Source organism: Advenella kashmirensis W13003 (assembly GCF_000506985.1).
GTDB classification, from domain to species: Bacteria; Pseudomonadota; Gammaproteobacteria; order Burkholderiales; family Burkholderiaceae_B; genus Advenella; species Advenella kashmirensis_A.
In genome coordinates this window covers 161,647-182,127 of sequence record NZ_KI650981.1, presented here as the reverse complement: position 1 = coordinate 182,127, position 20,481 = coordinate 161,647, and the positions used below count along the sequence as shown (strand labels likewise).

General features: G+C 56.5%; 17 protein-coding genes. 10 read left to right on the top strand and 7 right to left on the bottom strand.

Annotation, left to right across the window (positions count from 1 at the left end):
• Position 1: 1 nt before the first annotated feature.
• The 5 genes from W822_RS0123920 to W822_RS40375 all read right to left on the bottom strand — a co-directional run bounded on the left by W822_RS0123920 (position 2) and on the right by W822_RS40375 (position 5,294).
• The gene (locus W822_RS0123920; protein WP_024006446.1) at positions 2-409 is read right to left on the bottom strand and encodes a Zn-ribbon domain-containing OB-fold protein; all 408 of its coding nucleotides are present in this window, start codon (positions 407-409) and stop codon (positions 2-4) included.
• Positions 406-1,554 (bottom strand): thiolase family protein, encoded by a 1,149-nt coding sequence (locus W822_RS40390; protein WP_024006445.1) that lies wholly within the window; start codon positions 1,552-1,554, stop codon positions 406-408. Before W822_RS40390 ends, W822_RS0123920 begins: the two co-directional genes overlap by 4 nt.
• On the bottom strand, positions 1,551-3,377 hold the full coding sequence (locus W822_RS40385; protein ID WP_024006444.1) for a CoA-binding protein: 1,827 nt from the start codon (positions 3,375-3,377) through the stop codon (positions 1,551-1,553). Before W822_RS40385 ends, W822_RS40390 begins: the two co-directional genes overlap by 4 nt.
• Positions 3,378-3,443: 66 nt before the next feature.
• Positions 3,444-4,232: an enoyl-CoA hydratase/isomerase family protein gene (locus W822_RS40380; protein WP_024006443.1), complete on the bottom strand. Its 789-nt coding sequence runs from the start codon at positions 4,230-4,232 to the stop codon at positions 3,444-3,446.
• An 18-nt stretch (positions 4,233-4,250) separates the two neighbouring features.
• Positions 4,251-5,294, bottom strand: a complete 1,044-nt coding sequence (locus tag W822_RS40375; RefSeq protein WP_081724433.1) for a Bug family tripartite tricarboxylate transporter substrate binding protein — start codon at positions 5,292-5,294, stop codon at positions 4,251-4,253.
• A 358-nt stretch (positions 5,295-5,652) separates the two neighbouring features.
• Between W822_RS40375 and W822_RS40370 the strand changes: the two genes are divergently transcribed.
• Entirely contained in the window at positions 5,653-6,612 is a 960-nt protein-coding gene (locus W822_RS40370) for a LysR family transcriptional regulator (protein WP_024006440.1), read from the top strand.
• A gap of 49 nt (positions 6,613-6,661) precedes the next feature.
• Here the strand turns inward: W822_RS40370 and W822_RS0123915 are convergent, their stop codons facing one another.
• Positions 6,662-8,356, bottom strand: coding sequence for an ABC transporter ATP-binding protein (locus tag W822_RS0123915; protein ID WP_081724432.1), 1,695 nt, complete (start codon positions 8,354-8,356; stop codon positions 6,662-6,664).
• A 21-nt stretch (positions 8,357-8,377) separates the two neighbouring features.
• Positions 8,378-9,451, bottom strand: coding sequence for a LacI family DNA-binding transcriptional regulator (locus W822_RS40365; RefSeq protein ID WP_024006438.1), 1,074 nt, complete (start codon positions 9,449-9,451; stop codon positions 8,378-8,380).
• A 280-nt stretch (positions 9,452-9,731) separates the two neighbouring features.
• On the opposite strand from W822_RS40365, the gene W822_RS40360 reads away from it, so the two are divergent.
• The 9 genes from W822_RS40360 (at position 9,732) to W822_RS40320 (ending at position 20,305) form a co-directional block, all read left to right on the top strand.
• Positions 9,732-11,345: an ABC transporter substrate-binding protein gene (locus tag W822_RS40360; RefSeq protein WP_031243259.1), complete on the top strand. Its 1,614-nt coding sequence runs from the start codon at positions 9,732-9,734 to the stop codon at positions 11,343-11,345.
• A 54-nt stretch (positions 11,346-11,399) separates the two neighbouring features.
• The gene (locus W822_RS40355; RefSeq protein WP_024006436.1) at positions 11,400-12,212 is read left to right on the top strand and encodes an SDR family NAD(P)-dependent oxidoreductase; all 813 of its coding nucleotides are present in this window, start codon (positions 11,400-11,402) and stop codon (positions 12,210-12,212) included.
• Positions 12,213-12,237: 25 nt separating this feature from the next.
• Positions 12,238-13,227, top strand: coding sequence for an ABC transporter permease (locus W822_RS40350; RefSeq protein ID WP_024006435.1), 990 nt, complete (start codon positions 12,238-12,240; stop codon positions 13,225-13,227).
• Positions 13,224-14,063: an ABC transporter permease gene (locus W822_RS40345; protein WP_024006434.1), complete on the top strand. Its 840-nt coding sequence runs from the start codon at positions 13,224-13,226 to the stop codon at positions 14,061-14,063. The genes W822_RS40350 and W822_RS40345 overlap by 4 nt, the downstream gene beginning before the upstream one ends.
• A gap of 51 nt (positions 14,064-14,114) precedes the next feature.
• Complete coding sequence (locus W822_RS40340) at positions 14,115-14,906, top strand: class II aldolase/adducin family protein (RefSeq protein ID WP_024006433.1); 792 nt, start codon at positions 14,115-14,117, stop codon at positions 14,904-14,906.
• Positions 14,903-16,138, top strand: coding sequence for an acyl-CoA dehydrogenase family protein (locus W822_RS40335; protein WP_024006432.1), 1,236 nt, complete (start codon positions 14,903-14,905; stop codon positions 16,136-16,138). The genes W822_RS40340 and W822_RS40335 overlap by 4 nt, the downstream gene beginning before the upstream one ends.
• Positions 16,139-16,149: 11 nt before the next feature.
• Complete coding sequence (locus tag W822_RS40330; protein WP_031243257.1) at positions 16,150-17,331, top strand: LLM class flavin-dependent oxidoreductase; 1,182 nt, start codon at positions 16,150-16,152, stop codon at positions 17,329-17,331.
• A gap of 29 nt (positions 17,332-17,360) precedes the next feature.
• Complete coding sequence (locus W822_RS40325) at positions 17,361-18,983, top strand: rhodanese-like domain-containing protein (RefSeq protein ID WP_024006430.1); 1,623 nt, start codon at positions 17,361-17,363, stop codon at positions 18,981-18,983.
• Between the two features lie 125 nt (positions 18,984-19,108).
• Positions 19,109-20,305, top strand: a complete 1,197-nt coding sequence (locus W822_RS40320) for an acyl-CoA dehydrogenase family protein (protein ID WP_024006428.1) — start codon at positions 19,109-19,111, stop codon at positions 20,303-20,305.
• Positions 20,306-20,481 lie beyond the last annotated feature (176 nt).

Genomic DNA, 20,481 nt, shown 5'->3' with positions numbered 1-20,481 from the left:
ATCAACCTTCAACTATAGAAAATACCGGTAGCCGGGCTGCGCCGCTCTCGCCCGGCATCAACTCGAACGAACACACGACGGGCTTGTCCGCTGCCAGTCCCTGGCCTGAAGCGTCCTTGATATGTGTCATAAGAACCACGCCTTCATCCAGTCGCACGAAGGCAATGATATAAGGCACCAGGGGTTGCAATTCTGGCCGGGGCGCCCGCAAGACAGTGCTCCAGGACAGCAACACGCCGCGTCCGGTCGCCTGCTTCCAGGCCAGTTCGCCGCCGCATCGGGTACATCGATACTTCACGGGCCATTGCCACTGCCGGCAGCCATTGCAATGGGGAATCATCAGACGCCCGGCGCCGGCGCCTTCCCAGAAACCGGCCGTCAACGGATGCGCAAAATCGGTGCGACTCATGACGAAACTCCCAAAAGCGCCACGCCGTGCGTGGCAAAGACGCCGCCCATGCCATGGGCGAGCGCCAGTTTTGCCCCTGCTATCTGGCGTGCGCCGGCTTCGCCCCGCAACTGGGTTACACCTTCGACAATATTGCCGATACCACCGGCGCGCGCAGGATGACCATGCGACAACAGCCCCCCATGCGTATTGACGGGCAGCTCGCCCTCAGAAGAAAAACGGCCTTCGGCAAAATCGGTTCCTGCCCGGCCGCGGCTTGCCAATCCCATGTCTTCAAGATTGACCAGCATGGCGATGGTAAAGCAATCGTAGATCAGGGCAAGGTCCAGGTCGTTCCGGTTTGCGCCGGCCTGCCTCAACGCGCTATCGAGCGCCTTGCCCGCGTTAAAGGAACTGACATCGCTGGCCGCCGACAAATGCATATGGTTGTAGCTGAATCCCAGACCAGTTACCGGTATGCTACGGGTTCCCGGTATTCCGGTAACGACCAGGGCGCCACCGCCATCTGAAACGGGCGCGCAGTCGAGCAGCTTGAGAGGTGCGGAAATATAACGGCTGTTGCTGTAGTCCGTCTCATCGAACATTTCCCGAAAATGCGCATTCTCGTGGCGACACGCTGCCGCGCGATTCTGCAATGCCACCGCCGCCAGCCCCTGCTCCAGATTCCCCCAGCGGTTTCCATAGCTTCGCGCAACCAGACCGAACAGGGACGGCACGCTCGGACCATAGGGGACTTCGTATTCGGGGTGGACCGGTCCGATCTCAGACAAGTTCTTCACGTAAGCCTGCCGGGACACGCCTCCCAGGGGCATATCGGCGGCCACGATAAGCACGTTGGAACACGTCCCTGTGCCGATCAAGCCACGGGACATCTCCAGCATGGCAGCGGGCGCCGCGCCGCCCGCCTCGACCGTCCACGTAATGTCCGGATGAATATCCAGATACTCGCTCAATGCCGTAGCGTGGATCAGATACGGATCCGAACGCGGCGACACGGTGAGCACAGCATCGATATCGCTCCAATCGAGTCCGGCGTCAGCCAGCGCCAGCCGGCACAACGCCGCATGCAGGCTCATGGTGTTGGGCAAATCCGAACGGCCCTGCGCGAGTTCACCCACTCCGCTGATGTAGATACCTGCGCTCATATTGCCTCCACTCGCGGTTCGGCCAGGCAAACCACCAGTTCACCGTTTTCACTCCCGAATTCAACGGAAGAACCCGATCCTTCGCTCTCGTTCTCATTGCGGCTGTCGCCGTGCAGTCTGAGCATCATTTGCATCGCGTCGTACGACTGAACCGGATTCAATGGACAATGAGAACCCTGGGCAGCCAGGTCGGCGACCATAGAAGACAGATCCTGCCCCTGTATCGGCAAGGCCCTGACGACCCTGGATCGCCCGGCCGCCAGAAGAGGCAGCCAACTAGTGGCCAATACCATCCCGAAATCGCAATCGAACTTGACCTCGACACGCAGCAGCGGACGAGCCGTCGACGAGGTCTGCATGGCCAGTCGCTGCCACAACGCCGGCGTCGGCTTCGGGTCGATCGTGCCGAGATCGGGCACTCCCGTACCGCTGACCATCGTCAGCGCCGATTCCTGACTGTCCTCTTCCCTGACCGCGGCGATCCGTGCAATGGCCCGCATGCACAGTTCTGGGTCGGCAAGCGCAGCAATACCGCCTTCACGCAGCGCGCCGGATACTTCCGCCGTTAACGGGACGCCGGAACATGCGATCAAGGCCTTGCCGGTGGTGTGTACGAAATCAGCCAATTTCTGGTGATAGCGATCGATAACCGGTCTTCCGAACACCATCCAGACATTGACACAGTCGTCTTCTTTAAGCGTTTCCAACGTGGCATCCAGAATGTCGCCGCGCGCCACCACGTCGGCGGAGAGGTCCACTGGATTTGACGAAGAACCATAAACGGGAATACCACTATTGAGCATCGTTTGCAACGACTCGGGCAGCTCCGGCAGCATCAGTCCGGCCTGAATAACATGATCGGCAATCACCGAACAGGCTCCACCCGACGCCGAAAGAATGCCGACACGGCTGCCAAGCCGGTCTCCCAGACTGCTCAGGAGCATCATGACATAGGTAAGTTCCGACAGCGACACGACCTGGATCACGCCAAATTGCTTGAACACGCCAGCGTAGACGTCGCTCGAAGACGGCCGCTTGCCGGTATGCGCCGCAGTGGATCTTACTGTTTCAGGGTACTGGCCCGACTTCAGGACGACAACACGTGTGTTGAGGGCGCGCGCTTTTTCGCATGCCGCAATGAATTTGCGCCCGTCGCGTACCCCTTCCATATAACAGACCACAGTATGGACGTCGGCATCATCAGCGAAGTGATCGATAAAGTCTGCAGTATCCAGTGTCGCTTCGTTACCCAGGCCGAACCAATAGTCCACGCCTATGCGGTTCAACTGAAGAGCCGAAAAAATCAGTCCGCCCACGCTGCCGCTGTGTGTCACAATCGCGACCCCGCCTCTCTGCCCGGTATCCCGGCTGTACCAATCCGCAAACGTCAGGGGCAAATGTTTCCGGAAATTGACCATGCCGACCGTATTCGGACCGACAACAAGCATACCCGTCTCTTCGCACAACTGCTGTAACCTGGCCAGCCTGGCCAGCCCCTCGTCGCCGCTGCGCCCTTCCCCGAATCCACCGGTCATGAGCAGGCAATACCGCACGCCACGCAGCGCCGCAGCTTCAATCGCCTCCATAGCAAAAGACACGGGGATCACGCACACCAGGAGATCGACAGTACACGGCAGCGCCTGGACCGACGCATAGCACTCCAGGTCTCCGATATGGTCATATTTCGGGTTGACCGGATATACGGCACCTTCGTAGCCGCTTTTGGCCAGGAAATCCAGAATCATCCCTGACAGTTTTTTCGTATCGCCGGATGCGCCGACAATGGCGACAGACTCCGGGCACAACAGACCTTTCAAATTCATAATGTACCGCTCCTGCCAGGCCAGCTTGGCGTATGATATTTTTCGCTTGAGGAAATCACGTGTCGGTCACTTCCCTGTAAATGTCGGCTTGCGTTTTTCCAGCCACGCACGGATGCCCTCGTTTTTATCGTCCGTGCCGCAAACAATGCCGAACAGCCTGCGCTCATAGTCCAGCCCGTCCCTCAGGCTCAGGTCGCTTGCCCGACGCACGCACTCGACGATCGCGCGCATGGCAACGGGAGGACCAAGCGCGAGTTTCCTGGTCAGCGCCAGCCCGCGCTCAAGCAACTGATCCGCGGCGACCACCTCGGCAGCGATACCAAGTGCAAGCGCTTCGTTTGCGTCGAACACTCTTCCGGTTAGCATCAGGTCCAGCGTGCGCGCCTCGCCGATCAGACGCGGAAGACGTTGCGTTCCGCCCAATGCAGGAAACACACCCAGTTTGACCTCAGGAAATCCGCCCTGAAAATTGTCCGCGATCAGCCGTATCGTAAACGTGAGCGACAGCTCCATGCCGCCGCCCAGGACATACCCGTGCAATGCCCCGACGACGGGTTTGCTCAGTGACTCGACAACGGTGTCAAGCCGCTCCGGCGCCCAGCTTGAACTTAACGTCGAGCGTGCCTCAAGCTGGCGTATATCCGCGCCGGCACAGAAATTCGCACCCTCTCCCGTCACAAGAATCGCTCGTATCCGATCGTCTGCCTCAGCCGTCAGCAACGCGTCTTTCAACGCATCGCGCATCTCCTGATTCAAGGCATTACGCGAATCCGGTCTGTTCAACGATAGATGGGCAACGCCGTCGGCACAGTTCACGAGTACAGGTCTGGAATCGTTCAATTGATGATTAGGCATAGTCATTCCTGGTCGTTTTTAATCGAGTTTCAAATGCGCGTCACGAATAAGCTTGCGAAAGCTTTCCAATTCATTCGCAACAAATTTTCTGGTATCGGCCAGAGAGGCGCCCTTGGCCTCTCCTCCCAGTGCTTCAAATTTTGACGACAGCGCCTCGGACTTAAGGACCGCCTGCGTCGCACTATTCAACTTGTCAATCACGTCAGGGGGCGTGCCCGACGGCGCCCACAGTCCATACCAGCCTTTGGTCTGCACATTAACGCCCTGTTCCATGGCAGTAGGAACCTCGGGCAACTGCGCCGATCTTTTTGCGTCATTAATCGCCAGCGCACGCAGGCTGCCACCCTGGACAGCGGGTGTTGCTACGGACGATCCTGCAATGACATAATCGACCAGACCCGCCATCAGATCATTGATCGCCGGCGCAACACCGCGATAAGGCACATGCGTTGCCTTGATGCCGGCGGCTTTATTAAACGATTCTTCAGCAAGATGAATGGAGGTCCCGATGCCTGAACTGCCGTATTTCAGTTCACCCGGATGGGCTTTCGCGCGCTTGACGAGATCGTCCAGCGTCCTGAACTGACTGTTCTTGTTCACAAGCACAAACTGTGCGCCGGAAAACAGTGTGGAAATGGGTACCAACTCTTTCATGAGATCGTATGGCAGGGCGCGGCCACTCGCAGTGTTGATAGTGGCGGCATCGCCACTCAAGAGCAGGGTGTACCCATCCGCTGGCGCCTTTGCAACATAATTCACACCGATGACAGTTCCTGCACCGCCACGATTAACAACGACTAGCGGTTGCCCAAGTTCCTTTTGCAACTCATCGGCTACAGAGCGACCTATTGCGTCCGCAGCCCCACCTGCTGCGAATGGTACAACCATGCGGATAGCTTGATGAGGATATGAGCTGTCGGCACTAGCGGCCACCGAATTCAGTAAAGTGCCGAATACCAGCATTGCACAGGCCAGCAAGTGAATGACACTCCTGGATTCGGGGCGATATCGTCTTCGGACTAAAACAGTATTGGGGGCGATTGATTTTTTTGTACGAGTCATTGTTGTCTCCCTGGCAAATTTTGATCGGCGCTTGCTGCAGGTTTGCCGCCGCCGGCATGTCCACCGGCGAACGTATTATGCGTTTGTCTGTTGGACGCGTCCAATGAAGTTTAGGGGCACTATCATTACCGGACACTCATGATGCATCGCAATAAGCATGGCTGGCATAGGAGAGGCTTCTCATGCCTCGCACACGCTCTGCCCGTTTAAATTGCGGCCCCTTCTCCTATGCCGTTCAGCACGAACCCGCCATGCGTTATGATTGCTTTGTTCGCAATTTTCTGCTGCGTTAAAAGACGCCTATCGGTATTTCTGCCGTAGCGAGAGCGTCAAAAAAACGCGCAATTGATTGGCATTTATGACTTCGCTAGACTGGTTTATCCGTAATGAACTCAAGACGCGCCATTTGCGTTTACTGGTCGCGCTTGATGATCTGCGCCATGTGGGCAAGGTCGCGTCACATGTCAATGTGACCCAGCCGGCCGTGTCAAAAATGCTGTCGGAAATGGAAAAGGAATTGGGACTGAAACTGTTCGATCGCACGCCAAAAGGAGTCACGCCGACGGTTTACGGCGAAAGCCTGATCAAGCATGCGCGGCATCTTCTAAAGGGATACAACGACGCCCGTGACGACCTGAAGGACTTGATGGCGGGAGGAAAAAGCCGGCTGAAAGTTGGGGTGTTGTCGAATGTCGTATCTGCATTGCTGCCGCTTAGCGTAGCCCTGTTAAAACGCCAGTCTCCCGAAACAAATGTGCTATTGCGTGAAGGCACAATGGAACGGTTGCTTCCGCAGATGCTGCAAGGAGACATCGATATTATCGTCGGCCGCCTGGCGGAAAAGCACTCCCTGCCCGATCTGGAATCCAAAGTGCTTGCGCAGGAACCGATCGTGCTGGTCACCCGTCCCGGCCATCCGCTATTGCAACACGAAAGACTGGATTGGGCGGACATCATGCAATACCCTTGGGTCCTGCCATCCTCCGAAGGCTTGTTGCACGAGCCGCTGGAGCGAACCTTCGAACAGCAAGGACTGCCGATGCCTTCTGACTTTGTCGAGGCGCTGTCAATACAGTTTGTGATTGCTTACCTGCAACTGACCGATTCGATCGCTACCACGACACGGGACATTGCCGACTATTATCGTCAACGAAACCAACTGGCGCTGCTTCATTTCAATTTCCCGAGGATGATGAGACCGCTAGGCATCATCTGGAACAAAAGCCGGACACAGCCTCCGGCGCTGGCCCTGTTTGTTTCGTGCCTTGAAAAGGCGGCAAGGACCAACTCGCTGGCCGAGCAGCACGCCCGTACTTAAATGTCAAGTGCCATCAAGACAGTCAACGTCAAATCAAGTCACATCGCAGTCAAGCATGCGTGAACGCCATTTCTATGGAATGCGGCACCGTGCTGACGCTTCTTGTCAACGGCTTCTTCTCGTCGTCTCTGGAAATGGTATTGCTCGACTGGATCAGCTTGCGTGTATAGTCATGCTGCGGAGATCGCAAGATATCGTGCACACCGCCATACTCCACTGCCCTGCCGTCCTTCATTACGATGACGTCGTGCGCCATGGCGTGGATCACGTCCATATCGTGGGTAATCAGCAAATAGCTGAGTCCGAGCCGTTTCTGAAGCGACTGCAACAAACTGAGCACTTGTCTCTGAATGGTGACATCCAGCGCGCTGGTCGGCTCATCCAGCACCAGAATATCGGGATGGGTAATCAGGGCCCGGGCAATGGCAATGCGTTGGCGCTGTCCCCCCGAAAACTCATGCGGATACCGCGCCAACAGGTTCGGAAACCGGGACTCGGCGAGCCCGACGCTTTCGAGCATCACCTGCACTCGCGACCGGATAACCTTGGTTGACAGGGCAGGTTCGTGAAATGATAACGCCTCTCCGACGATCTGCAGCACCGTCATTCTCGGACTCAGCGAGGAGTAAGGATCCTGGAAAACCATTTGGATCCGGCGCCGCCATCGTTTCCGGGCGTCAAACCCCTGATTTGTCGCATCTCGCCACGAGACGTCGCCTATCTCGATATTTCCCCGGAAAGGCAAAAGTCCCAACACAGCCTGCGCCAGTGTCGATTTGCCCGAGCCCGATTCGCCGATGATGCCCAATGTTCGACCACGACCCAGGTCGAAAGAAATATCCTGCACGGCATGGAAAAGATTACGATGGAACATTTCGCTCAATGAACGCGCCGCAATGCGGTAATCCACGCCCGCGTCGCGCGTGCGCAGAATTGTGTCAGACAACGCTCCGTCAGCGTCGACCTCGATGACATTCCTGACCGGCGTACTATCCAGCAATTTGCGGGTGTAGGCGTGGCGCGGTGCCGCAAATACCTCGTTTACCGTTCCCGCTTCAACAATGTTCCCCGCTTGCAGGACGATGATACGATCTGCGAACCGGCGCACCAGATTCAGATCGTGCGTGATCAGCAATACAGCCATATTGCGCTTTCGCTGAAGCCGTTCCAGCAGCGTCAGAATTTGCACGCGCAAGGTCACATCCAGCGCCGTGGTCGGCTCATCAGCAAGCAATACCCTGGGTTCACATGCCAGTGCCATCGCAATCATGGCGCGCTGCCGCTGTCCGCCTGACAGCTGATGCGGATATGCCCGTGCCCGCCGCGCGGCGTCAGAAATCTCGGTTTCGACCAGTCGATCTACCGCCTTGTTCCAGGCCTGCCTGGCGTCCAGGCCATGCTTCACACGATATATTTCGGCGATCTGCTCCCCTACGCTATACAGCGGGTTGAGGGCAGTCATCGGTTCCTGGAATATGACAGCAAAATCCCGGCCTCGCACCGCCGTCAGGTCGCGTTCAGGCAAAAGAACAAGGTCTTCCCCGTCCAATTCGACTTTGCCTGTGATCGTAGCACCTGCGATCAATTTCAGTATGCTCAGTGCAATGACGCTTTTGCCGGATCCCGATTCGCCGACCAGCGCGACCTTTTCTCCCGCCGATATGTCGAACGTCGCCCCGTGCACAACCTGCTTATCGCCAAAGCGTATATCCAATCGTTCTATCTTTAACAATGGTTCACTCATAATATTCCTGACAGGTATACTTCATAGGGCGCTCCCTTTTGACCCTTGTCCGGGACCGGCGCAGGATCCCCGGATCACGATCTCGGTAGGCACCACGATGGTGCTCGGACTCCAGTCGTTCCCGGCGCCAAGACGATGCAGCAGCAAGTGGGCTGCCTCACTGCCCAGATCAAATGCAGAGTAGCGTACGACAGTGACGGCGGGCTGCACCAGTTCTGCCAGTTCACTGTCGTTCGTGGCGATCAGCGATATATCCTCGGGAATCCGGGTGCAGGTAGCGCGGCAGGCCGCCAATACGCCCCGCAGCAATTTCCGTCCCAATGCAAGGATGGCAGTTGGCCTGCCGTTCATCGAAAGCAGCAACTGGGTTTCACGGTAGCCAAAGGCTGCATCGGCAATGCGATCATCGGAGCGGATCAATCGCAGCACAGGCTCCAACCCGTGTTCTCGATGGGCCTGCATAAAGCCCCGCATTCGCGCACGTCCGACAAAATTGTTTTGTCCGCCGGTGATCAGCGCGATCCGCCTGTGCCCAAGGCCGATCAGATAACGCGTCGCCTGCAAGGTGCCTTCATAGTGATCCGCCACGACTTTTCCTGAGCTAGGAATCGTCACTTCGCGTTCTATCATGACAACAGGAAAACTCGCACGCGAGAGGCTTGCCAGCACATCGGGATTCCCTTCGTCCGTCATGGTGAAGATCAACCCATCTGCCTGTCTTTGTCCGAAAAGCTCAATCAGACTGCGCTCGTGTTCGGCTGAATCATTGCTGCTGCCAACAATCAACTGGTAACCGGCTTTGGTCAGCACGCTCTCTGCTCCCTTGACCATGGAAGCAAACAGCGGATTATCCAGATCGGAAAAGATAAATCCGACCATGCGGGAGGACTGGTCTCGCATGTTTTGGGCTAGCATGCTTGGTTTCCAGTTCAGAGAAATCATCGCTGCTTCGACTCGTGAACGAATCAAAGGCGTCACGTTGTCTACGCGATTGACGACACGCGACACGGTTCCGACCGACACGCCTGCCAACCTGGCCACATCTCGCACAGTCGTACGACTGACCTTGTTTTTTGCGGAACTCGTCACAGACATACGAAAAAATTTCTACCGAGAATGAATCGGTTCACATATTGGCACAGGTCGTCAACCGATCAAAAGACAGCTTTCTTATTATCAAATATCAAAAGAAAACTAAGTGTGCGCCGCATGGGTTGGCGCAGTACGGAAACACAGACACGACGGGCGTCCCAGGCCGCTACCCTCACCGAATCACATAAATAAATTCTTAATTTGTATTTTTTGCATAACAAATGAATCGTTATCATGAGTTCACTCGAATATCACATTAGTGATTTTTTTTGGATAAACCGGAATGAAGCAAATTGAGAATAAACATTTAACTTTGCGTTTGGTGACTGGCATCGCGCTAGCGTTCGGCCTGCTCGGATCCCCTGCCCTCAACGCACAGGAAACACCTGTACGAGGCGGAACATTGACCGCTATCGCACAGCCTGAGCCCAATGTGTTGACCAATGCATTCAATACAAGTTTTTCGATCGGTGTGGTCGCCAGCAATGTTCTGGAAGGCTTGCTCAGCTTTGATGAAAAACAGCAGTTGCAGCCTTCGTTGGCTACCTCCTGGAAAGTCGCCGAAGATGGCAAAACCATTACCTTCAAACTTCGCAAGGGCGTCAAGTGGCACGACGGCAAGCCGTTCACATCGGCTGATGTGCAATTTAGCGCCATGGAGGTCTGGAAAAAAACCCATCCCCGCAGCCGCAATACCTTTGCAGCGATTGAATCGGTCGATACACCTGATGAGCACACCGTCGTATTTCATTTGAGTCACCCCTCTCTGGTTGTATTCAGCTCTCTTAATGCCATCGAAGGACAAGTGCTTCCAAAGCATCTATATGCAGGAACCGATATTCTCACCAATCCCTATAATCTGAAACCCGTCGGAACCGGCCCCTTTGTTTTCAAGGAGTGGAAGAAAGGTCAATATATCGTGCTGGATCGTAACCCCAACTATTGGGATACCGGCAAGCCCTATCTGGATAAACTCGTTTTTCGATTCATTCCGGATGCAGGCTCTCGTGCAGCGGCGCTGGAAACAGGTGAGGCGGATTACGCCCCGTTCGATCCGGTTCCTTTGTCGGATATCCAACGCATCCGATCTAATCCCAACCTTGCCGTCAGCCTGGATGGCTACGCATGGCAATCGGCTTACGTCTTCCTGGAATTCAATTTGCGCACCCCGATCTTGCAGAATCCCGACGTGCGTCGCGCGATCGCCCATGCAATTGACCGCAAGGCGCTCGTGGACGTCGTTTGGTATGGACTGGGCAAGCCGGCCACCGGACCGGTGCCATCCAGCCTGAAAACATTTTATACGACAAAAGATGTGCCCCAGTATGCGTTCGACCCCAAGCGGGCGGAGCAATTGCTCGATGCTGCGGGCTATCCTCGCAAAGAGAACGGCGTAAGGTTTACGCTGAATCAGGAATATCAGAATTTTCACGAAGCGTTCAAAAACAATGCGGAATTTATCCGCCAATCGCTTAAGCGTGTCGGTATCGACGTCAACATCCGCAATCGCGATATTCCAGGACATCTTAAAGCCGTATACACCGATCACAATTTCGATATCAATACGGGGCGCTGGGTGCCAACCATGGATCCTCAGGTGGGCGGATTCCGTCATTATTGGTCAAAGTCAATTGCGCCGGGAATCGCCTGGACCAACGCCTCGGGATATGCCAATCCGCAAATGGACAAAATCATCGAGGCGATACAGGTAGAAGCCGGCAGCGACAAAAGAATGGAAGGCTTTCATCAATTCCAGCGCCTGGCCCAACAGGATCTACCAGTGATTCCCTTGTTTGAACAAGCCAATTTCACTGTGTACAGCAAAAGGCTGCATGGCCTGAACAAAGCGCCTGACGGCGCACTGTCTTCACTGAAAACGCTTTGGCTCGAACCATAAAAGCATTGTGCAATTGTCGCAACAAGCAACAGTAACCCTTGAAACGGAGTGACGATGTCACAGGAATTTGAAAATAAAGTCGTTCTGGTGACCGGCGGCAGCCAGGGAATCGGTCTGGCAACGGCGCGCCTGTTCGCCCAGGAAGGAGCCAGGGTCGGCATTATTTCGCGGTCGCGCGAAAATCTGGACAAGGCGGTACGTAGCCTGGCGGACGACGGATTACCTGTCGCGACTGCAGCAGCAGATTTACTGGACGTCGTCGAATCGCAACGCGCCCTGGAAAGCATCGAAAGCCAGCTCGGCCCCATAGACATATTGATCAATAGCGCAGGCGCGGCCAAGCGCCATACGCCTGAAACGTTGACACCCGAACTGTGGCGCGAGACTTTTGATGCCAAATTCTATCCTAATCTGCACACACTGCATGCCGTGCTGCAACGCTGGACCTCCCAAGCGCCGGAGCGGGCTCGAAACGAAGAGTCAATCGGCGTCGTGGTCAACATTATCGGCACGGGTGGTAAACAGCCGACATCAAGCCACCTTGCAGGCGGCTCGGCCAATGCCGCCCTGATGTTGGCCACTGTCGGACTCGCGGCACATTATGCACCCTATGGCATTCGCATCAACGGAATCAACCCGGGATTCACCCTGACCGGCCGTATCGAACAGGCCTTGGCACTTGAGAGCCAGCGTCGGGGTATCACGCGCGAGCAGGCATTCGCGGAAGGCGCGTCCCAGATTCCGCTGGGCCGTTACGGCAGACCGGAGGAGATTGCACAGGTCGCGTTGTTCCTGGCAAGCCAGCGATCCAGTTATGTCGTCGGCGCGATTATTCCCGTCCACGGCGGCGCCGCGCCGGTCATCTGATCATACGCAGCGGATATTGTCAAACATGAACAACTCCTTATTTACCTATATCGCGCGCCGATTGCTTCAATTAGTCCCCATCGTGCTTCTGATTATTCTGGTTACCTATGTGCTGCTACGCCTTGCACCGGGTGATCTGGCCGATGTCATTGCGGGCGAGTCAGGGTCGGCCACGCCTGAGTATATGGAACAGTTGCGTCGTCAATTCAACCTTGATCTGCCAGCGAGCACGGTATTTTTTAATTACCTCAAGAACTTGCTCCATTTCGATCTCGGCTTCTCTTTCCGCCATGGCATGCCGGTGGCCGATCTGATTGTTGACCGCGTGGGACCGACTCTGGTGCTGATGCTGACCAGTATTATGCTGGCCACCGTCATCGGCGTGACGTTAGGTGTGCTGTCGGCAAGGTACCGGGGCAGCCTATTGGACGAAGCCATTTCCCTGGTCTCGACACTAGGATTTGCCACGCCTGTTTTCTGGGTCGGACTTGTATTGATCGTCATCTTCTCGGTCAACCTGCGATGGCTTCCGTCCGCCGGCATGACCAGCATCGGCGGCCCGCCCCTGGCCAGTTGGGCCGGGATGGCCGAGCTTGTTCGTCATCTGGTCCTGCCCGCTTCAACACTGGCGTTTTTCTATCTGTCTATTTACGTTCGGGTGACACGCTCGGCCATGCTTGAAGTCTATGGACTGGACTTCGTGCGCACCGCGCGCGCCAAAGGCTTGAGCGAATCGCGCATAGCCGTCAAACATGTTCTGCGCAATGCGCTGCTGCCCGTGGTCACATTAACGGGCCTGCAACTGGCATCCCTGCTGGGCGGGTCGATCGTAATCGAAACCATTTTTGCCTGGCCCGGACTGGGCCGGCTGGCCTATGACGCCGTCTTCAACCGTGACATCAATCTGCTGATGGGCGTCTTTCTGTTCAGCTCTTTACTCGTGGTCTTTATGAATCTTCTTGTGGATATTCTGTACGCCCTGCTTGATCCCAGAATTGCAGGAAAACGCTCATGAACCTGCGTCTTGTTCAAAAATTCCGGCAATCCCGGGCGTTAATGCTGGGATCGGGACTGCTGTTACTGATCATCCTGTGTGCACTGCTGGCCAATGTCGTGTACCCGCAGGACCCGCTGGATATCGTCGCGCCCGCGAATCTGTGGCCGGGCGCACCCGACCACTATCTTGGCACGGACATGATGGGCCGCGACATGGGCGCAGGCTTGATGCACGCAGCAAGCGTGTCGCTGGCTGTCGGTTTTTTCGCCGCGCTGCTATCGGTGACCATCGGTATCGCTCTGGGCGTAGTGGCCGGGTACGCAGGCGGCTGGATCGATGATGTTTTGATGCGTCTGACAGAGATGTTCCAGACGTTTCCCAGTTTTCTGTTTGCCGTTGTGCTGGTCGTGATACTCGAACCGTCAATCTACAGCATTATCTTTGCCATTGGCATCACGGCATGGCCGCAGATTGCCCGCCTGGTGCGCGCCGAAGCCCTGCGTGTGCGCAACGCAGAATTCGTCACGGCGGCTCACACCATAGGCCTCCCCGGCTATCGGATTCTGCTCTCGCACGTTTTACCCAACAGTCTGGCGCCCGTTGTGGTCACAACATCGGTGCTGATGGCTCATGCCATTTTGACCGAGGCATCATTGTCGTTTCTGGGCCTGGGCGATCCTGGCGTCATTTCCTGGGGCAGCATGATCGGCATGGGTCGCTCCACGCTGCGGACCGCATGGTATATGACAGCGCTGCCCGGCGCTGCGATATTTGTTACGGTCATTAGCCTGATGTTACTGGGTAACGGCCTCAATGACCTGTTCAATCCACGTGTGCAGCAAAACGGCAAGTAATCACGCAGGTCACCCACGCAACATATTAAATTCACATAGCAAACATACATCATGCCATCACTTATCCATCCCGATTTTTCAGCCGTTCAGCAGCAGGCGCAACAGCAACGAGAGGATCTTGCAGCCGCGCACCGCCTGGCTGTCTGGCACGATCTGACTGAAGGTATCTACAATCATCTCACCGCACGTGTCCCGGGTTTCACCGACCGCTTCTATGTTCCGCCCTTCGGGCTTCATTGGAGCGAGGTACGGGCCAGCCAATTGCTCACCATCGATTTCGCCGGCCGCATACTGGAAGGCGAAGGCATTCTACAGCGATCCGCTTACTGTATTCATGCACCCGTGCATGCCGCCCACCCCAAACACGCGGTTGTTCTGCATACTCATATGGCATACACCAGTGCATTGGTGCGCCTGCAAGATCAAAGATTGCAGGCTCTTGGGCAAACCGAAGCGCTGCTCATCGATCAAATTGCCTACGACGATCAATATGAAGGGCTGGCGCGCGACTGGTCCGAGGGAGAGCGGGTTGCAGCAGCGCTGGGAGAAAAAACCATTTTATTCATGGCAAATCACGGTGTCCTTGTCACAGGCAGTACCGTGGCTGAAGCTTATGATCGACTCTATTGCCTGGAACGCTACGCGCGCGTGCATTTGCACGCATTATGGACCGGCCTGCCCACCAAAACGCTGACACCGGAACAAGTGGCCAAGGTCCAGCATCAAATTCGCAACACGGCACTGCACAGCAAGGACACTGCAGGCCACAAACCGGCCAGCCAGTTGCACTTCGAAGCATTGCGCCGCCTGCTGGACAAACGCGAACCGGATTATGCATCATGAGCACCGTGGACTCGCTATTACCTAAACCGCTTGCGCCAGCGCACGAACAACGCTCCGACTGGTGCACGATGAAAGACTCACTGTCAGCGTGTTTCGCTGAACTGGCGAGCGGCGCCGCCCAACGCGACCGGGAGCGGGAGTTGCCCTATCAGGAGATTCGCAAGCTCATCGATCTCGGATTTGCGGCGGCCCGCGTTCCCCGCGAATATGGCGGCGCAAGTATCGGCATCACCGAGCAAGTCAGGCTATTTTCCCGATTGGCGCAAGCGGACCCCAATATCGCGCAGGCATTGCAGCCGCATGCTTGCGGCCTGGAAAAAATCCGGATTTATGGTAAACCGGACCAGCGTGCAAAGTATTTTTCACTCGTCCGGCAGGGTGCAATTATCACAAACGCATCGGCCGAACGAGGCGGTGCCGTTGTGGGAGAGATCAAAGTGCAGCTTTCCCGCAATGCAGACAGATGGGAACTGAGCGGCGACAAACACTACTGCACCGGCAGCCTGTACGCAAGCCACTTCTATATTCTGGCGCAGCGTGACGACGGCATGCGCAGCATCGCCCTGGTGCCGCGCAACCGGCAAGGGGTGGAGGTCATGGACGACTGGGATGGAATGGGGCAGCGCACGACTGCATCCGGCACTGTGCGCTTGCGCAGCGTCGCAGTGGCCGATGACGAGCAGATGCTGCTTCCTGCGCCGGGTACTGTCAGGACCTATGAGGGCGCTTACGCACAATTATTGCATGCTGCCATTGATAGCGGCATCGCTCTGGCCGCCTTCGCGGACGCGTGCGAGTATGGACGCAGCCGTGCCCGTCCGGTACCGGAGGCCGGGGTTTCCCGGGGCAGTGACGATCCCTACCTGCAACAGGCAGTCGGCGAAATGGCGGCGCTGGCCCATGGCGCACAGGCAATGGTGGAACGCGCAGCCGTCGTATTGCAATCGGTCGTACCCGACGCAATCGGCGAACCGGCAACTGATACCGAATTGGGTCACGCCTCCATCATCGTCGCCGAGGCCAAGATCGCGGCAACATCCGCCTGCCTGCGCGTGAGCGAGATGCTTTTTCAGGTGGGCGGCGCGAGTGCCACGACACGCAACTGGAATTTCGATCGTCATTGGCGGAATGCGCGTACGCATACGACACACGATCCGGTCGCCTACAAAGCCAAAGCCGTCGGAAATTACTATCTGAACGGCGTACTTCCCCCCATCAACACCAAAATCTGACGCTTCAAATTATGACCGATCACATCCTGCCTCTGGCTTCCCTGCCCAGCCACAGCCCTTTGGGACACGCGCTTGCACAACCTCTGCTATTGGGCTTGTTCCTTCCCATTCATAATGGCGGATGGACCATGTCGACATTGCCACGGGATACGGACTGGACCTTCGACTATAACGCCGCGTTGACGAAACAGGCGGAGCAATTAGGCTTTGACCTGGCCTTCGGACCGGCACACTGGTTATCCAAAGGCGGCTTCGGCGGAGAAACAAAATATCGCGAGCAATCTCTTGACGCCTTTATCGCGACGTGCGCCCTTGCTGCCATCACAAACCGGATTCTATTGGTGTCGACCATCCATATTCTTTATGGACCCTGGCATCCGTTGCACCTGGCAAAGTTCGGCGCAACCCTTGATCACATTGCCAAGGGACGCTGGGGCCTGAATATCGTCACCGGTTTTCGCAAGGATGAGTGGGCCATGTTCGGCCAGCAGCAGATCGAGCACGATACCCGCTACCAGATTGCAGATGAATACGTTGATATCTTGAGCAAACTTTGGACTCATGAGCAAAATCTGGATTATCACAGTGCGAGATGGCAACTCCAGCAGGCTTTTGTTACCCCAAAACCGCAATATGGCCGTCCGATACTGGTCAGCGCCACAAGCTCGCCTGCGGGTATCGCCAGCGCGGTCAGGCATTCCGACCTGATTTTCATTACCAGCCCGACAGGCGCCCGGTTCGAGAAAGCCATTGGTGCCCTGCCCCAGTTGAACGCCAGCGTCAAGGAGCAGGCTGCAATCGTGGGGCGCGATGTGCGCACGCTGATTAACCCGATGATCATTTGCCGCGAGACGGAACGGGAAGCACAGGAAGTATACCGCTCCATTCTGGCAAAGGCGGATCAGGGCGCAATAGACGGCTTCTTCCACTCCCATGCAACCGGCGACAGCAAGTCATGGCGGGGACACGAACGGGATGAACGCACGGTCGGCGGCAACATCCAGTTGATCGGCACGCCCGAGCAGATTGTCGACCAATTGCAGCAACTCAAATCCGCCGGCTGCGATGGCATCCAAATCTGTTTCTTCGACTACGAACCTGAACTGGCCTATTTCGGCGAACGCGTCATTCCGCTGCTGGAACAGGCCGGCTTACGCAAACCGATAGCCCAGCCGCACGCACCGACACCCTAATTTTTCAGATTTATATAGGTATACACGACATGACACTTGCATTCCCCAAAGCTGCCCGGGCGATCACGCCGACAACGCTACGCACATGGCTCGCGGACGGTCAGGAAATCGCCCTGATCGATGTCAGCGAGGCAGGCCAGTTCGGCGAGCAACATTTATTGCTGGCTTCCAATTTTCCTTACAGCCGGTTTGAGCCTGCACTGCTGGATAAAGTGCCTCGCAGCGGCACCCGTCTGGTGTTGACTTCATTCGACGGTCAACTTGCACCGCTTGCCGCCGCACGGGCTGTCGAACTGGGATACCAATATGTACACTGGCTGGAGGGCGGTACGCACCGCTGGCAGCAGGAAGGCTACAAAACCTTCCAGGGCGTGAACGTTCCGAGCAAAGCGTTTTCTGAATATGTGGAGCACGCGTTTGAAACCCGGTCAGTGACCGCTGAAACGCTGGCAGACCTACAGCAGTCAGGGCAGGATGTGGTCCTGCTGGATTCCCGGACTCTGGAAGAACATCGCAAATTCCACGTACCGGGCGCCATCAGTTGCCCCGGTGGCGAAATTGTCACGCGCTTCGCGGATGTTGTGTCCTCGCCCGATACGCTTGTGGTTGTGACTTGCGCCGGGCGCACCCGGGGTATTATCGGCGCTCAAAGCCTGATCGATGCGGGCGTGCCCAATCGTGTCGTTGCCCTGGCGGGCGGAACGCAGGGCTGGCGTCTTGCAGGATTTGACCTGCACTACGGCTCGGGCGAAGAGACAAACTCCGCAAGCCCTGCGGCACAGAAAACTGCCAGGACCCGCGCCCGCGAACTGGAAAAGCGCGCCGGTCTTGTACGAATCGATGCGGGAACATTGCAGGCGTGGCAGGCGGATCCGGCCCGAACCACTTACCTGTTTGACATTCGCAGTCGCGAAGAATTCGAAAACGCCCCGCTGGCCGATGCCGTCTGGGCCGAGGGCGTGCAATTGATTCAGTGTTTCGACGAACACGCAGTCGTGCGTCACGCGCGGGTCGTGCTCGTCGATGACGATGGCAGTCGCGCTGTCGTTGTCGCGAACTGGTTGCATCGGCTGGGCGCAGAGGTTGCGCTATTTAATCCAGCCGACGGGATACTGCCCACAACCGTTTCTGTTTCCGATACACAGCCCGGCACTCCAGACTGGGAGCGCATTCCCGCCATCAATACAAGGGCGGCGTCGGAATGGACATCGAAAGGCGCCATCCTTGTCGATGCACGCAGCAGCGAACGCTATCTGCAATCACATGCCCGGGGCGCCGTTTGGGCCAACCGGGCTGCTGTATCTCCCGCGCTCGTTGAAAAAATCGCGCTGGCGGGCCGAGCCGTTATTCTGGCCGATGACAATACGGTCGCGCGTCTGCTGGGCCAAACCCTGCAGGAGCTCACCAGCAAATCCGGTGCACAGACGAACCTGGCGATCGTCGACGGCGGCTTCAATGCCTGGGAGCGCGCGGGCCTTGAAGTTGTGATTGAGCGCCAGGCACTGGCCAATCACGAACGTATTGACTATCTGTTCTGGCTCCATGACAGACATGCCGGCAACCTGGAAGCCAGCGCGGCCTACCTCCAATGGGAGGCGGACCTGCCGCGGCAGATCGGTGCGGCCTCCGAAGCCGGGTTCAGACTGCCATGATCCGTATTTACATCTATGGCGCCGGCGCAGTCGCGCAGCAATTCTATCGGTATCTTCCAATGAAAAGCCAATGTGTCGCCAATGCGCCATCCCTGTCCTACCCTTTTGCACAGCCCGAAAAATAAATGAGCAACACGATCCCCCCCTTTATTCCGGATGAACTATTGCAACGCATAACGCAAGGAGCAGCGCAGCGCGATGCCAAACGCGATCAGCCTTTTGGGCTGATCCAAGAAATGAAAACCAGCGGCTTCGGCCGCCAGCGTTTGACCCGTGCTTTCGGCGGCGAAGGAATAACGTTGGCCGACACATTTTCTGCCGCACTTGTCGTTGCAGAAGCCGACCCCAATCTGGCCCATATCTGGAGAAACCACCATGTAGTGCTGGAACGGCTGCTCAATACGCCATCACAACACCCCCTGGTGAAGAAGCTGCGTGCCCGGGTTCTTGCCGGCGACCTGATCGGCCAGGCGAATACCGAACTGAACCATTCCCAGATCGGAGGCAACACGCCGTTCTTCAGCAAACTGGTCAGAAAAGGCACAGAATACGTACTGAACGGCAAGAAATTCTATTCGACCGGGGCACTTTATTCCGATTGGATCTACGCGCCGGTCTCCCTGGAAGATGACAGTCGCGTTGTGGTCATTCTGCCTAAAGACCGGAAGGGTCTGCACACCATTGACGACTGGATGGGGATGGGACAGCGCCTGACAGGAAGCGGTACCACAATATTTGATAACGTGAATGTCGAACCGGACGACATTCTTTTTGCAACAGATATTCCTGAGCAATACGGTCCGTTTGGCTCGACGATTGCCCAGCTTTACCTGACCAGCATCGTTGCCGGCATTGTGTCTGCTTTGGCCAGGGATGCCGCTGAGCTGCTAGGCAAACGCAAACGTAATTTTTACTATGCCCCGCACCCTGCGGGCGCACAGGATCCGCTATTGCTTGCGGCCCTGGGCGAACAGCAGGCAGATGCCTTTGCGGTCCGGGCCATCGTCCTTGCGGCCGCGAGCGTCGCCGATCATGCTCACGCTGCTTTGATCGCGGAAGATGCGCAAGCCGGCCAATTATTGCAAGCAGCAGCTGCGGCCGCCGCCAAGGCAAAAATTACGGTCGATCGCATTGCGCAGCACACGGCGTCATCATTGTTCGATATTGCCGGCGCCTCTGCCACCCTGGCACATCACAATCTCGACCGGCATTGGCGCAACATACGCACGCTGTCGAGTCATAATCCGGCCAGCCATAAAGCCTATGCGTTGGGAAACCTGCGCGTCAATGGTGTTTCGCTACCGGCCCAGGGATTCTTTTGACGCCACCAATCACATTTATCCGGCGCTGACCGCTGATCTGTTGCACGCCATGAACCAAAACACCGATTTGCCGCCCCCTTCTTTATCCTTTGTCGCGACCCGGCTCGATCAGCTTAGCCACGCAGTCCTCAGACCCTTATCCGATATACAGAGTCAACTAAAACCTCAAATTACAA